The organism is Salinivirga sp., from assembly GCF_035268865.1.
In the GTDB taxonomy this organism is placed as follows: domain Bacteria; phylum Bacteroidota; class Bacteroidia; order Bacteroidales; family Salinivirgaceae; genus Salinivirga.
This window is the reverse complement of sequence record NZ_DATFKB010000125.1, coordinates 1-14982: the sequence shown is the minus strand read 5'-3', so window position 1 is coordinate 14982 and position 14982 is coordinate 1. Positions and strand designations below refer to the sequence as shown.

At 38.6% G+C, this 14982-nt stretch carries 14 protein-coding genes; 10 read left to right on the top strand and 4 right to left on the bottom strand.

The window, feature by feature from the left end:
- Positions 1-814: SUMF1/EgtB/PvdO family nonheme iron enzyme (locus tag VJ937_RS07640; protein WP_324066309.1), on the bottom strand; the 814-nt coding region annotated here is incomplete at its 3' end.
- Positions 815-1272: 458 nt separating this feature from the next.
- Here VJ937_RS07640 and VJ937_RS07635 point away from each other — a divergent pair.
- Positions 1273-2079, top strand: coding sequence for a hypothetical protein (locus VJ937_RS07635; RefSeq protein WP_324066308.1), 807 nt, complete (start codon positions 1273-1275; stop codon positions 2077-2079).
- A 142-nt stretch (positions 2080-2221) separates the two neighbouring features.
- Here VJ937_RS07635 and VJ937_RS07630 read toward each other — a convergent pair whose 3' ends face one another.
- Complete coding sequence (locus tag VJ937_RS07630; protein WP_324066307.1) at positions 2222-2947, bottom strand: NRDE family protein; 726 nt, start codon at positions 2945-2947, stop codon at positions 2222-2224.
- Between the two features lie 309 nt (positions 2948-3256).
- On the opposite strand from VJ937_RS07630, the gene VJ937_RS07625 reads away from it, so the two are divergent.
- The gene (locus VJ937_RS07625) at positions 3257-3505 is read left to right on the top strand and encodes a hypothetical protein (protein WP_324066306.1); all 249 of its coding nucleotides are present in this window, start codon (positions 3257-3259) and stop codon (positions 3503-3505) included.
- Between the two features lie 44 nt (positions 3506-3549).
- On the opposite strand, the gene VJ937_RS07620 is transcribed toward VJ937_RS07625, so the two are convergent.
- Positions 3550-4860, bottom strand: a complete 1311-nt coding sequence (locus VJ937_RS07620; protein ID WP_324066305.1) for a hypothetical protein — start codon at positions 4858-4860, stop codon at positions 3550-3552.
- Between the two features lie 869 nt (positions 4861-5729).
- Here VJ937_RS07620 and VJ937_RS07615 point away from each other — a divergent pair.
- The 7 genes from VJ937_RS07615 to VJ937_RS07585 all read left to right on the top strand — a co-directional run bounded on the left by VJ937_RS07615 (position 5730) and on the right by VJ937_RS07585 (position 12437).
- Positions 5730-6536: a hypothetical protein gene (locus VJ937_RS07615; RefSeq protein ID WP_324066304.1), complete on the top strand. Its 807-nt coding sequence runs from the start codon at positions 5730-5732 to the stop codon at positions 6534-6536.
- Positions 6537-6563: 27 nt separating this feature from the next.
- On the top strand, positions 6564-7505 hold the full coding sequence (locus tag VJ937_RS07610; RefSeq protein ID WP_324066303.1) for a hypothetical protein: 942 nt from the start codon (positions 6564-6566) through the stop codon (positions 7503-7505).
- The gene (locus VJ937_RS07605; protein ID WP_324066302.1) at positions 7492-8190 is read left to right on the top strand and encodes an ATP-binding cassette domain-containing protein; all 699 of its coding nucleotides are present in this window, start codon (positions 7492-7494) and stop codon (positions 8188-8190) included. Before VJ937_RS07610 ends, VJ937_RS07605 begins: the two co-directional genes overlap by 14 nt.
- Complete coding sequence (locus VJ937_RS07600; RefSeq protein ID WP_324066301.1) at positions 8159-9094, top strand: C40 family peptidase; 936 nt, start codon at positions 8159-8161, stop codon at positions 9092-9094. Before VJ937_RS07605 ends, VJ937_RS07600 begins: the two co-directional genes overlap by 32 nt.
- A 160-nt stretch (positions 9095-9254) precedes the next feature.
- A complete protein-coding gene (locus VJ937_RS07595) occupies positions 9255-10124 on the top strand; it encodes a hypothetical protein (protein WP_324066300.1) in 870 nt (289 codons plus the stop codon).
- The gene (locus VJ937_RS07590) at positions 10117-11190 is read left to right on the top strand and encodes a S41 family peptidase (RefSeq protein ID WP_324066299.1); all 1074 of its coding nucleotides are present in this window, start codon (positions 10117-10119) and stop codon (positions 11188-11190) included. The genes VJ937_RS07595 and VJ937_RS07590 overlap by 8 nt, the downstream gene beginning before the upstream one ends.
- Positions 11191-11561: 371 nt before the next feature.
- Positions 11562-12437 (top strand): PepSY-like domain-containing protein, encoded by an 876-nt coding sequence (locus VJ937_RS07585; RefSeq protein WP_324066298.1) that lies wholly within the window; start codon positions 11562-11564, stop codon positions 12435-12437.
- A 154-nt stretch (positions 12438-12591) separates the two neighbouring features.
- Here the strand turns inward: VJ937_RS07585 and VJ937_RS07580 are convergent, their stop codons facing one another.
- Positions 12592-13524, bottom strand: a complete 933-nt coding sequence (locus tag VJ937_RS07580; RefSeq protein WP_324066297.1) for a glucosaminidase domain-containing protein — start codon at positions 13522-13524, stop codon at positions 12592-12594.
- Positions 13525-13843: 319 nt separating this feature from the next.
- Between VJ937_RS07580 and cdd the strand changes: the two genes are divergently transcribed.
- Positions 13844-14323: a cytidine deaminase gene (gene cdd / locus VJ937_RS07575; protein WP_324066296.1), complete on the top strand. Its 480-nt coding sequence runs from the start codon at positions 13844-13846 to the stop codon at positions 14321-14323.
- Positions 14324-14982: the final 659 nt, after the last annotated feature.

Below are 14982 nucleotides of genomic sequence, written 5' to 3'. Positions count from 1 at the left end.
CGCTGCCGGCATACAGGGTGGCTGTGGCACTGTTGCCGCCGCGGGCAGCAAATTCCCACTCGGCCTCGGTGGGCAGGCGCCCGCCATGATGCTCGCAAAAGGCTTTGGCGCCGTACCAGGTTACCTCTATTACCGGATGATTTTCCTGTCCGCTTTCAGGTACAAATTGCCCGCCGGAATAATCGACCTCGCAATCGCTGTCGGCCATGTCAAGGTATTCTGTACCATTATAGCTACCGTCGCTGCCGGCTCCAATCTCGTTCATGAAATCGGCATACTGCTGGTTGGTAATTTCATATTTGCTAATCTGGAAATCGTCTACCGTTACCGTGTGTACCGGGGTTTCATCGCTGCCGCAGTTGTTTTGTTCATCGGTACAACCCATGTCGAAGGCACCGCCTGAGACAGTGATCAATTCAAAATCGCCGCTGCCAGAAGTAGTTAGTGTAATATTTATTTCATCCGATGTTTTTTCCTGTGCCTCATCAATAGCCTCTGCTTTAATGATAAATGAGCCAGGCTCTTCATCACTTGTATCCCAATCAAAGCTATAAGGTAAACTGCTGACTGAACCTACGCCAACATCATTTACATAAAAACGTACTTCTTCAAGATTTTCATCTTCGTCTACGGCATCCACGATAATTGTAATAGTTTCACCTTGCGTGAATTCAGCACCATCCTCCGGGCTGGTTATGGTGCTGGTTGGGGCGCTGTTGGTGGGTTCTTCTTCGTCTTCACAGGCTGTGAAAATTAATAGTGTGCCTGCCAAAGCCAGCATTAAAATTGTGAAAAGATTGTGTTTTTGTAGCATAATTGAAAATTTAGAGGGTTGTAATTCTGTTTGTTTTTGGTGTTTGCTTTTTATATTGGGTAACGGTCGCTGTATAATTTGCGTTCCACTCCGTTTCATGTAAATGCTCCAACAACCCGCTAAAATATACATTTTTTACCGACCTTCAAAAGCACCCACTAAGCGGAATGCTTATTGTACAACTGTTAACTGCTGTAATCTCTGTTTTTTCGTAAATAAATGACTACGGGGGACTGAAAAATATGGCAAGCAAAGGAAATTGCCGGTAAACGGAAGGTAGCAGAGGAAATCTGAAACCCAATATGCCAAAAAAGTAAAAATCTTTTACTTTTGTAATTTATAGAGTATCCACGAAAATCAGACAAATTGAAAATTTGTATTTTTAGAGACCCGAAACCTAAAACCTGAAAGTTAGTATCTTTGTTGTATCGTAGTAATTAAAAGGCCACACAATTAGGATGAGTAAAAAGATAATCAATAATGAAGTTTGCTATAGTGTAAAAGGTTTTGAAAGATACCATATAAGTGAGTCAGGACGAATATACAGGACTGATACAGGTAGAAATCGATCCTGGCGTACAAAGGGTAAAGTATATATAACCGAGCTGCATGTTCAATTCCGAATGCAAAATGGCAAGCTTAGACATGGATATGCCAGCCTTACTGACGATAATGGAAAACCACGTAGTGTTCCGGTAGCCACGTTAGTTGCAATTGCTTTTGGCGTATTACCCAAAGGAATAAATAAGAAAAAACAAGAAATTGATTACAAGGATGGCAATAAGAAGAATCTTCATTACACAAATTTAATAGTTAAAAAAAAGAAATTCACCAATACTAAACTTACCCATGACGATGTAAAGCAAATAAAAAAACAAATAAAAAAAGGGCTTCCATTAAGAAGAATAGCTTTGGATTATGGTGTTTCTGAAATGCAAATCAACAGAATTAAGACAGGTGAAAATTGGGGTAGTGGAAAAAGGAAAATAAAAGCCCCGGAAGCACCTTTTGATATAGAAGATGGAAGGATTAGAAAATACATTGCGACTTTTGATAAAAAGAAGGCCCCCAGGGGTATTAAGAAGGAATTTACAGTTAAGCGAAATCCCGATGAACCAACTGATAATACAATAATCGGAATTCTTAATGGTTATAAACTCACGTTAAAGCACAAGAACATCACCCGCGCCAGACAAATTGTTGAAAAACTAAATAATTATTTCTTTGTCATAAAAACGAAAGAAAAATTAAACGGATTTTTTTAGTCTTTCTTTGTAAAAACTACATTGTTCAGAAAGATAAGCTTGTAAATAAAGTTCAGATTAACTTCAATGAGTTCGTGCTTCATCCCCGGTTGCTTAGGGTCACTGTCTTGCTATTGAATATCTGTATAGTTATTAGTGGTTTCTATAATTCAATTTCTTTCACAGAACTGTTCAACAAATCAAAATAGCTCATTTGTACCTTATTGCCAGACATTGAAATCTGGGTAATGCTTAAGGTTTTTAAGCCACTATCTTCTTGCATGATCAGGCCAATTGAATTATCACTGGTATAATTGCCGGAATGAAAATCAATTATCTTTTCTTTGGTTATAGCGTTTTTGTGTTCCTTATAAAATTGTTCAAACCATTTTTTTCTGTTTTTTCGGTCATCTTTATTGTACAGGGTTACCGAAGACCAAATATAAGCGTTGAAGACATTTAATTGCCGGAAATGTTTATGTTTTCCATCCCAAATAAATTCTGTAATATCTTGCATTTTGCCATTACTTTGTTTCAGACCAACAATGGTAAAAGGTTCTACATTGCATAAATCTGTTTGAGAAAAGTATGCCTGAACTGAAAGTGCTGAAAGTGTAAAATCCAGTAAAACAGTCCCCCTGCTTTTGGTGTGGTGTTCCTGTTTTTTATGTGCTATAATGCCACCATTGAGCAAGCAATTGATATTTCCCTTCTCGTTTATTGCAATCCAGGAGCCTCCCGCTTGTTCATCTCTGGGATAAACTAATTTGCAATTGCCATAAGCATATATTTCAGGTGGCGAAGTTGGTCGGAATTCCTTTTCGTCGCGGTTTGAAGTAAGCACGAAACCATTTTCCTCAGTTGACGGTATGTATGTTACAGTGCACATTAGGCTTTTCCGTATCTAAATTTTAATTATTAAATCTCAAAAATACACGGTTATTTTGAACTTAGCACGAGGCGGTCAATAAAATTACTCACCCAATTATTTATTTTCAATGGTCTTCGTTAAGCCTTTCGGTCGTTTGCACCCTTTGGAAAAACTTTCAATAAAATCGCGCAGTAGTGGGGAAAAGTATTTTCACCTTCAGAAGAATGATTTGTAATATGGAATAATCTTGATTTATGAATTAAATATTGTACATTACAGAATTAAACTGCGATAGAACAAAAAATTGAATTAAAACAATTAATGCTTATGGCGGGAAAAGATACTCGAATTTTGGCCACAATAGACGACCACATCACGGCGGAAGATATGCAGCGCATACTTGAGGAAGCATCAATTTACACCATGCTGGAATCGGACAACCCTGCATCCTCTGCTGTAAATGCTTACACGGGTTCGCACCCGGCTGAAACCGTAAAGCTGGTAGTAAATATAAACGATTTCGACAAAGCCAAAGAAATATTGAGCACCACTCCCTATAAAGACCTTATTGATTAAAAAACATAGTTCGATCTGGATCAACTATTCTGGTATTTTATTTATTAGTTGTAACCAGATACAGTATTTGGAATTCTCTCCCTTTTAATAACAGGCTCATCTTCTTTCAGCACGGCATTATTAGTTGATTTACCTGTACCTCCGGTTGGAAAGAACATTACCGATAAATTAACATCTGCAACTTTTACTTTGGCCATTGCACTATGTTTATTTGCCCAAAGATAAAAAGTATGCATACCCGCACTAACAGGAATACATCTATGTTGTGCAAATGATGTATACTGATCAGAAGAATCAGGACAATTATAATCAGTAAGTATGTTTAAATAATGATACCATTCATCTTCGGCAATCCATGAAATATTTGGATCCTGATCACATAAAATACCTAATAAAAGAACATCCCAATTAATACTTTCCCAATCTACATAGCCACTTGCCATTACAAAACACACTCCATTTGAAGGTGCTGTCATAGTTACAGACCTAACATTGTTATATGTTCCATAATTGGCGGTAATTTGATAACGTTGGTCTCCCCCAACATAATTTAATAGGGGTTTAACATTACTTAATCCACTACCATCGCCTGTAATTCTACCTGTACCATCAACCTTCATAACACTCGCACCATTATTTTTCGTTATATTTAAGCTGCTAGTGGCATCATTCGTGTTTAACGGTATGTTTTTTTCAAGTGTTGTATTAGCAAGATTCGGAGAGTTGTAAAGGCTGGAAAAATCTCCGTCAAATTCGCTTTTGTTGTTCCAGTTAGCTGTATCTGTGGAGGTAACACCAGATGCTACAGAGGCATCAAATAAAGGGTCTATTTCATTATAACTATCAAGTTTATCATTCCAGTAGGAGGTATCTGTGGAAGTAATTTCGGAAGCTACAGAAGCATTATAAACAGGATCCGTTTCATCTGTTGTAGTAAAATGATCTAAATCGCTAATTTGATTTTCGGTAATAGTTCCTGTTATAGTTTCTGCTGTTTTTGCGTGCAATGAATATGGCACACTTAATAACTGGCTTGTTCCCATTACAGTTTCATTAATACTTATTTCTATGAAATACTCATCCATAGTCCAATTAATGGTGTTTAGATCTTCTATTGAACCTATGTTTAGGTTTATTAAACCATGAATGGTAGTGGTTGTACTGTGTGTTTCTTCAAATACACTTGTGGTAAGGTCACTTTTTAAGATTGAAACTACAACAGTTACATTTTCCTCTGCCATTATCGTTCCATCTGTATTTCTCAATACTGCCTGATATTTAAACTGTGTTGGTATTTGGGCAAGTAGAAATACAGAATATGAAATTGCAATTATTGATAGAAATAATTTTTTCATATGTTTATAATTTTGATTTTAGTGGTCAGTACCTATCCCGATGACAATCGCCATTATAAGTCCAATGTAAGCTGCATAATGTTTGAGGGCTCGTTATAATCACGCGAGTGTACTTCGACACGCTCAGTAGAACTGTGTTCCGCCAGCTAGCGGATCATGGCTCGGTTCATAGTTTCATATTTTCGTAACATATTTTAATTTTTTCCAACTAAACAAGTTACGGAAAAAACAACATAAAAGAACCAACAATTAGAAAAAAATTACTAATTTTCAATGTTTTATAAAAAAACCATCATGCTACCCCAATCTGTGCAAAGTACAAAGCGCACCGGAAAAAACTGTATGATAACGGTCGTTGTATAATTTGCGTTGTATTCCGTTACAGACATCCTCTGCAACAACCTCACTATTTTAATCTTTTCTACTCACTCCTCAAAGCTTAGTGATGGAATGCGACTTCTCCAACTGTTAGATGGCGTTTTTTCTTGTTTATACATAATGATTCTTTTAATTAACCGAGCCATGATCCTCTGGCTGGCGAAACACACTTCGCCTTCGCCAAGCTTAAGCGGAGCAAAGCACACGCATGATTATAATAAAACTAAAAATCTTGTCTGTTAGGAATTTAATTCATCATGGCGAGCTCCATATGTCCATATCACTGATTTGGAAAGTTCGGGCGAGACGCGAAACTTACAATTTTGTAGCAAAAACAGACAATGGAAAGAGGCTGCAATTTTTTCCGAATTGTGAGAGTTGTATAATTTTTGTTTCTTTGATTGGGACAGTAAGTTTTGTAAAATTCTATCCTTTCAATAATAAATTTAAACATCTGTAACAATTTAATGTAAGGATATCAGGAGGCGATTATGGAAGATCAGAATAATTTGTACGATAAATTGAAGAAGATGATTGGCGATAAATCAGCCAATATAAATATCCTGCAGGAACAGATAGATGTAAAACTGCAGATGAAATATTTTCAAAGAGCTAAAGACATAAAAAAGACACTTGACAAAGAATACGATTACCTGTCAGAGGTCAATAAACTTCACGATCCGGAGGTACCAACCGAAGAAAAGCAAGATCTTGTATGCGCCCTGGCTTCTTTTGATAAAGTGGACTATTACCGGGCTTTGGAAAAATATAAAGCACATGCAGAAGAGGAGATGCAACCCTGGGTAACCCTTGGCCTGCAAGAGAGCCGTATGCTTCTTGAAAGTGAGTTGCTCGATGAAAAGCAATTATTTGTTTCCACCGGACTCGGAGGTAAAGGTACCAACCTCCGCTATTTTGTGGTGCTGATTAATAACGATGATGAGCACTATACCGATGTGCAGAAAGAATTGATAGGAAAAGAGTTTGAATACACCATAAAGAAAAATGGTGGTGAACTGGAAGAGGTGCATTTCGAAGAAAAATTTGCTATGCTTACCTGCCTGTTGCCCATTGAAAAACCTGTTCAGGAAATACTCAGCAACACAACAAAAGAGTGCAATAGTTTTGGAAAATTTATTCACGAGCATTTTCTCATTACAAACGTAAAGAAAATGACCACTGACGAGATCAAAGAGTTTCTGGAATCACAGGCCAAAAGCGATGAATTTACTATCGATCTTGATCAGAACGATAATCCCGACAATGAAATTGACAATATAGACCCCAAACCAGAATAATTAAACAATAACCCAACAGCCCGAACCGTGCAATTTCAATTAATTAAGATAAGGTTTCTTCAAAGCTACAGGGCTTTGAGAGATATGGGAATTGCCCGGGCGCTGTTTCTTGTACTGGTCTTATCTTTTGTGGTTTTTATTGTTTATAACGCTGCCAACCAGCACCCGGCATGGCTCATCGTGCTTTACGGATTATTAATTGCACTGACACATTTCAAAAGAAGCGACAGAAAATTTCTGCAAAACTATATCAGGTATGATGGTATACTCATGACCGCTGAGTACGCAATTGTTGCTGCACCTCTTATAATTTCACTTATCATACACCAAAACTTTTTACATTTAGCAAGCTTTCTATGCGCCATATTTGCATTAAGTTATTTGCCACCGATGCAAAACAGGCAACTGAGGACCAACATCTTAACCTCAAAAATACCCAAACAGGCTTACGAATGGAAAAGCGGGCTTCGTAAAGGCTCCCTGATTATTATAATTATTTATTTTGCAGCTATGGCCACGAGTTTCCATCCTGCAGCCATACCCATATCGATATTTATTTTAAGTGTATTACCACTGGGCTTTTATGAAAAAGGCGAACCATTACATATGTTACTGGCTGCTGAAATGCCGCCGGGTGCTTTCTTGCTGCACAAAATAACCACGGCACTAAAAATATACAGTCTGGCCCTATTACCGCTTATTTTGGTTTATCTGATTTTTAACCTTCAATATTGGTACATTCCCATAATTGAAGTCATTATATTTTCAATAATAATTGTGTACATGGTTATGCTCAAATATGCCTTCTATGTGCCCAATGAAAAGAGCGCTGCAAGTCAGGTATTTCTGAGTCTTGGCGTTTTAAGTATTTTTATTCCGGTATTGCTGCCGCTGATGCCCGTTCTGACAGCCTATTTTTACAACAAAGCCCTTAAAAACCTAAATCCACTGATGTATGATTACCATTAAATCACTTACCCTGAAATACGGTAAAAAGACAGTTATAGATAACCTGTCTGTACAATTCGATTCAAATAAAATTCATGGCATAGTGGGCTTAAACGGAGCAGGTAAAACAACCCTCTTAAATGCCATATTCAGGATTAAAAAACAGGCTGCAGGGCATATTTATTGGAACGAAGCAGAAATTTCGCGCAAGCAAATCAGTATGCTGCCTACCGAACCGTTTTTTTATGACAATATTACCGGTAAAGAATACCTGGACATTTTTCAGGAGCCCAACTTTGAACTCAACAAGTGGAATGCCCTGTTTAAACTGCCATTAAAAGAAATTACTGACACCTATTCGACAGGCATGAAAAAAAAGCTGGCGCTTATGGCGGTAATAAAACAAAATAAACCCATCATGATTCTGGATGAACCCTTTAACGGGCTTGATCTGGAAACAACCAGAATTGTGAGGTCAATACTCCTGCAGATGAAGTTACAGGGAAAAACCATCATTATTACTTCGCATGTAATGGAAACACTTACAAATTTGTGTGACAAACTCTATCATTTAAGCGAAAAAAATATCCTGGGGCAAGCAGATAAAAGTAATTTTGATACATTTGAACAATCGCTTTTTCAAAACATTGAAGAGAGAAACAAAACAGCATTTAATGACCTATTCGGCCAGTCGGAACATAATTAAACCATTATTTACAGCAGGAATAATTGCTTTAACAGCATTTTTAATCACCTCTGCATGTGGTACGGCAAATCTTTATCAGAAACTCGATAAGAAGTACGAAAAGGCTCAATACGAAAAAGCGCTCAAAAAGGCCAATCGCAGCATCCAGAAAAATCCGGCCGACCCCACCCCACTCTATTTCAAATCACTGCTCCACACACACTTTTACAGCCAATCGAACAACCCGGAACACCTGGAGCAAGCACTCACCTACCTCGACCGCGCAAGACGAAAAAAAATACCACAATACCTGAAAGAAGATATTCAGCGGTTAACCGATCAATTAGTCGAGACAGCCAACAACGACATTTCAGAAATTGAGGATAAGGCCGGACCTCTGACCAGCCAGAAAATACACGAGCTCAGGCAGCAACTCGAACAGGCTCCCCGCATAAAACTAGCCACGGCAGAAATACCCCAATCGAACACTACCACTAAAAAAGTGACTCCTAAAGAGCTGGCAGGGATGCGGAAAACAATTGTTGAAGAAGCCCAGAAGCACATTGGCACATCCTACAGGTACGGAGGCACCACCACCCGGGGATTCGACTGCTCCGGTTTTACAGGTTATGTTTTTGCCGAAGCAGGTATTAATTTGCCCCGCACAGCTGCCCAGCAGGCTGTTTCAGGCAGAAAAATCAGAGAAAAAAAGGCCCAACCCGGCGATTTGGTTTTTTTCACAAAAAATAAATCAGGCGGTAATGTGAACCATGTAGCCATCATTCTCGATACCGATAGCCAGGGGATAAAAAAAGTTATACACAGCACAAGCCGCGGTGTTATTATCGATGAGCGTACAGATGGCTCCTGGAAAAGTTATTGGCTACCCCGCAAAAAACATATAGCCAGTTACATCGCCGATTAAGCAGCCAAAATTCCATAACCATAGCAACGCTATAACCTTCTGAACCAAACCGAACGATGTATCCTGTTCAATGATTTACGCACAAAGAACGCTTGCTTTTTTAATTTGGTTTAATGTACACAATGCATAAATTTGTAATGAAACAAAAAAACATATCAAATTGAATAAAAAACTTCTGCTGGCGCTGTTTGCCATTACTCCATTTTTGGGATTTGCCCAGGATACCATAAGATTATTTGATTTCAGCGATCGCTCCAATTATATACTTTCAGGCGGCTATATCGGGCAACAAAAAACAATCGATGAAGGTGTATCGCCATTGTTGTATGAAGGGCTGAATTATGGAGGGATGCTGGGTTATCGGTCCGAAAAAATGAACAGGATATGGGATATGGAAGCATCAATTGGGATGAGTTTTCAGGGCAGCAATGCGATAAACGATTTGGGATATTTTACCACGTACAACATCGATATTGCAACGGGCTACCTTTGGAATCCTGATCCACGGCAAAAGTTGCCATTTAATGTTTTTGCAGGCATCAATGCAACCTATTTAATGCGCATGCGATTCAATGAGCAACTATTTAATGCATCGTTTGGCTATGATGTTTTAACCGGCATTGGCCTCTCCGGTCAATTGAGTAAAACACTACATCTGAAAGGTTTCGAAATTAACTTGTGGCGCTGGCAGGTAAAATACTTACCACACCGTGTAACCTTTGAAACAGCCTTCGACATTCCCCTTGGTTTTGTTTACCTGAGGCCTACCTATGTGGTCATCGAAAATTTTGTTGATGGCCGAACAGATCCATATGATGTAGAGAGCAGTAAAACCACAGGAATTGGTCGTGCACTGCTTTTAAATTTCAATACAGGCATAAACTACCATTTGCGAAACAACAACATTATTCGTTTTGGTTATATCTGGAAATATTACAAAATAGACCCAGGCTACAGCCCCGTGCGTGGCGCTCAGCATTTGTTTCAACTGATTTTCAAGTTTAAACTAAACAAAACGGCTCATGAATAAACATTCATTCAGTTTCGGTACAATCATAATGGTGGTGCTGTTCGGGTTGAGCAGTTGTGAAAAACCTTTTATGGACGGTGATCCTGATTACAATCACAGGGAGAACTTTGAATATTTATGGAACGAGGTTGACCAAAAATACAGCTATTTCGATGTTAAAAATATCGATTGGGACGAAGTTTATACCGAATATTCAGCACGTGTAAATACCCACATGACCAACGAAGCATTTTTCAATCTGATGTTTCAAATGTTGGGTACCCTAAGAGACGGACATGTAAATTTACGCTCATCATTTAATGTATCGAGGTACAATATTTCGTATGATGCACCAGAAAACTACAATGGCCGGTTACTTGAAGATTACTACCTGGAACCCAACGAGCTTAATCATTTTGACCTGGCAGAACACTCCTACATAACAGGACCGCTAAAACACCAGTTATTTCCGGTAAACGGACACCTGATAGGCTACATCCAATATGGCTCCTTCAGCTACCCAATCAGCGATTATGATATTGATTACACCTTAAACCGGATGCGGCCAACCACAGGCCTTATAATCGATGTGCGGCAAAATGGCGGCGGCGCCATCACCAATATATTTCAAATGATAAACCGCCTCACCGAAGAAAAGCATTATCTCTACGGCACGGTTATTAAAGACGGCCCGGAACACGATGCCTTCGGTGAACTAATGAAAGTGTACAACGATCCGGAAGGAAGCATAAAATACACCAAACCGGTTGTCATCCTTACCAACCGGAATTGCTATAGTGCCACAACCTTTTTTGCGGCAGCACTAAAAGCCTATCAAAATGTAACGCAAATTGGCGACACTACCGGAGGTGGTGCCGGTGCACCGCATGGTGGTCAAATGCCCAATGGCTGGTACTACCGCTTCAGCGTCACCCGTTCGGGCTATCCCAATGGCGACACCCTTTACGATTTTGAAACCGGCGTGCCACCTGATGTTTACGTGAACATGGAGCCGTCAGACGAAGAAAACGGTCACGACACCATGATTGATACGGCGATAACACTACTAATCAACCAATCAAAGTAGTGGAGCAGCATATTTTCAAAGGAGTTGATCGCATTTGTAGTGGGCAAAAGCTGGATGCGACTCGCTCTTTTTGAAATTATCAGGGTGGTTTTTTAATGAAAATTTTCAATAGTCGCGGTCAAAATATATTTCGCCGATAATTATATTCCGTTTGCATTTATCGGAGCATCACGGCGAATTTGTTTTGGTTTCCAAAACACCCGGCTGAGGCCGTGTACAACTCAACGAGCGCCGATTTTCCTACAGCAAGCTCGCGTGGTTTGAAATTACGTTATATTAAAAATTAATAATAAGTTAAATGGCTCCGCCTTCAAAACATAGGCAACAACCATACGTTAAGTTGATTAAGTCTAAATTAAAACAACAACACTATGCTTAAATACTTAATAGTTTTTTCTGCTTTCATTCTGTTTATTACAGGATGTGAAAAAGATGAAGACACTGATCAGCTAACCAGCAATCAGCCAAAATCGACACAGTTTGAAACCATTGATAATTCCGGATATCCCGATGCAATCACGAATTACATTGGTCAAAACTACCCAGACCAAAGCATTGTAGAAATTTATATGAGAACCTTTGACGATGGCAGCACAACCTACGAAGTCGAATTGAATAACGGCAATGAATACTATTTCGACAGCAACGGCAATTACCTGGGAATGGATGACAGCAATGTAAACATAAGTAATGACAGTATTCCCCAGTTGATTGGGAACTACATAAGTTCCAATTACCCTGCGCAATCCATTATTAAAGCTGAATTTGAGATGGAAGATGGTATACGGGTTTATGAAATCACATTAAGCAACGGACTTGAACTTTATTTCGATGAAAGTGGTATGTTTTTGAGCCTCGATGACGATAGCGACCACATTAGTACAAGCGAGCTTCCCCAAAATATTTTGGACTACGTAACGGCAAACTATCCTGATGCCACCATTATTTATGCAGAAATGGACATTGAAGATGGAGCAACAGAATACGAAATAAAACTAGACAATGGTATGGAGCTGGAATTTGACGGGTCGGGCAATTACGTTTCAAGCGATGACAATCACATTCCCATTGCCGATCTGCCACAAGCTATAATTGATTATGTGGAAACAAATTATCCGGACAACAGTATTGCCAAAGCTGAACTGGAATACGAAGATGGCCAGCAAATGTATGAAATAGAACTGGATAACGAAATTGAACTTTATTTCGATATGAACGGAAATTTCCTGTTCATGGAAAACGACTAAAATTTTTCAAATACAGAATGTCCCTCAAACATTAAATGCATATAGTTTAATCCATAGGTGTAGATTATTTAAAACTTATTTCTAATGTTTTGGGTGGCATTCTGTTTTTTATTGATTTCAGAGCAAATAGTTTTGCTCCTTTTTTATGTTTAAATTACCGGTTCCGGGGCTTCTTTCGCCTGAGCCATATTTTATCTCCCTTTTGAGGTTCAGCACCCGGCTCCATTCGATTCTTTTTATAAAGCTTACGAAGTTTAACCGCATACTTTTGAGATATATACCACATGGTCTCCCCCTGTTCTACAATATGATGTTTATGATCTCTTGCTGCCCTGTTGCGTTTGGGCTGCAGGTAAATTATTTGACCAGGCTCAGGTTCAATACCATCTGGCACGTCATTATATTTTTGCAGCTCCCAGCGCATCTTGTCAAACTCTTCAGTAAGCGCAGCATAGGTGTCGCCCGGGCGCGCCACAGTAAATTCAACCCTGTTACGTTCTTTCACCGGATGTTTTCCCGTACTGGGGGCAAAACCTTGAGTCTCCTGAGTCGTATCATCCTCCTTATTAGCCAGTTGTACCTTTACACCTTGATCTAACTTATGAAGATCATAGCGTTCGATGAGTTCAATAAGCTTTTTTGCATAATGTGGATTTGTAGCATAGCCAGCTTTTTTCAAACCCCTTGCCCAGCGCTTATAATCTGTAGGTTTATAATCAAATAAAAACTGATAGCGCGCACCATTGACCAAAAATGCACTGTGGTCTTTAAAAGATTCATCAGCATTACGGTATTTTCTAAAGCACTCATTCCGGGCATCATCGTCGTGCTTAATTGTTTGGCCACTCCAGTTGCTATGGCACTTTATTCCAAAATGATTGTTTGCCCGGCGTGCCAACCTGCTATTACCATTGCTTGATTCTAAAATAGCCTGGGCCATTGTAATGCTTGCAGGAATGCCTGTTCGCCTCATTTCAGATATTGCCACATCGCTATATTGCTCAATATAATCTGATCGGGAAATATCTTGTGCAGATGCCATTAGAGACAGAACAAATAAAAGCAACAATATGATAATTCGATACATAGATTTCAATTTTGGTGCTAATCTAATATTTTTAATTGAGCTGTTGCAATAATAAAACTATAACAAAAGGTTTACAATTTCTGTAAAAACAGCATACCAAACTGGATATATTGTTCTTATGAGTGCCTCAAAAAAGAAGCGACAGGGGACGAAAAGCAAGTTTACTTCTATTTCGCTTCAAACATGGCGTTTTTTTTGCATATTTGAACTGTGAAGTAAAATAATTAATGAATCGGGCCCGGTTTTAACAAGATAGCAGAAATTGCACGAAATAACTGAATAGAGGCCGGATTCAGTCACAAATTAAAATTACAAACGGATGAAACAAGCAGAGTTTAACTTTTCTTACGAGACATATAACAACACAGAAGAACTTCCCACAACAGATTCCAAATTGGTAGAAAAAGCAATCGATGCTGCAAAAAATGCATATGCACCTTATTCAGAGTTTAACGTGGGCGCAGCGGTATTACTCGAAGACGACAAAATTGTTATGGGTAATAATCAGGAAAACGCTGCCTACCCAAGCGGGTTGTGTGCCGAGCGGGTTGCCCTGTTTTATGCCAATGCCAACTACCCGGATCAAAGGGTAAAAGCGATTGCTATTGTTGCATTAAAAGATGGAGAGATGGTTCCTTCCGTTGTTACACCTTGTGGTAATTGCCGGCAAGCCATGCTGGAAACAGAAAGCCGATTTGAAAAGCCAATAAGAATAATTATGGGAAGTCAGAAAGGTTTTTGGGTTGTTGATAAAGCCCAGTACTTATTGCCTTTGAGCTTTACCGGCGATTCTCTGTAAGATATGACGAAAGAATGAATTTCTGCTAAAAATCATTCTTGTTGGCATTAAACCAACGAGCGCAATGCCAATTAATACCAACATTCCATAAATACCAATAAGGTCGAAGGCGAATTGACCTACTGCTATGCTTATGAGCGTTACAAAAAGTATTATATCGAAAATTTTCATTATCAGAGCTTTTACCGGTGCAATAATAGTGACTTTCAGGTCTTTCAAAGTTAATAAAAGAAAATCTTAATATTAAAATTTTATTAACAAAATATTTAAAAAATTTAACAAGTAAACCTCGCCCAATATAGCACATTGACTTACAGCAAAATGCAGCTTAAAAAGCAACTATTTTTGTCCATTCACAAGTATCCGGAACTTCTGGAAACATCGCAACAAAGGTTATATAAGCAATCTAAATAGAGATAGACAAACAAAGAGAATAATAATTTTCCACGTCATAAATAGCGTGGAATCTGGTACAAAAACATGTTTGGCCTTTAACCAGTAAACTAACTTATAAAAAAGCTTTTGGCTAAAGATATGAGCCTTACAGAGTAGCGGGTTCTCGTCACCGCTATAAATGATGGTGTGACTTATCTAACAATCATGAACTTACATAAGAAGTCACTCCTGTATTTTTTTGAAATTAATGTTTAAAATTTGAA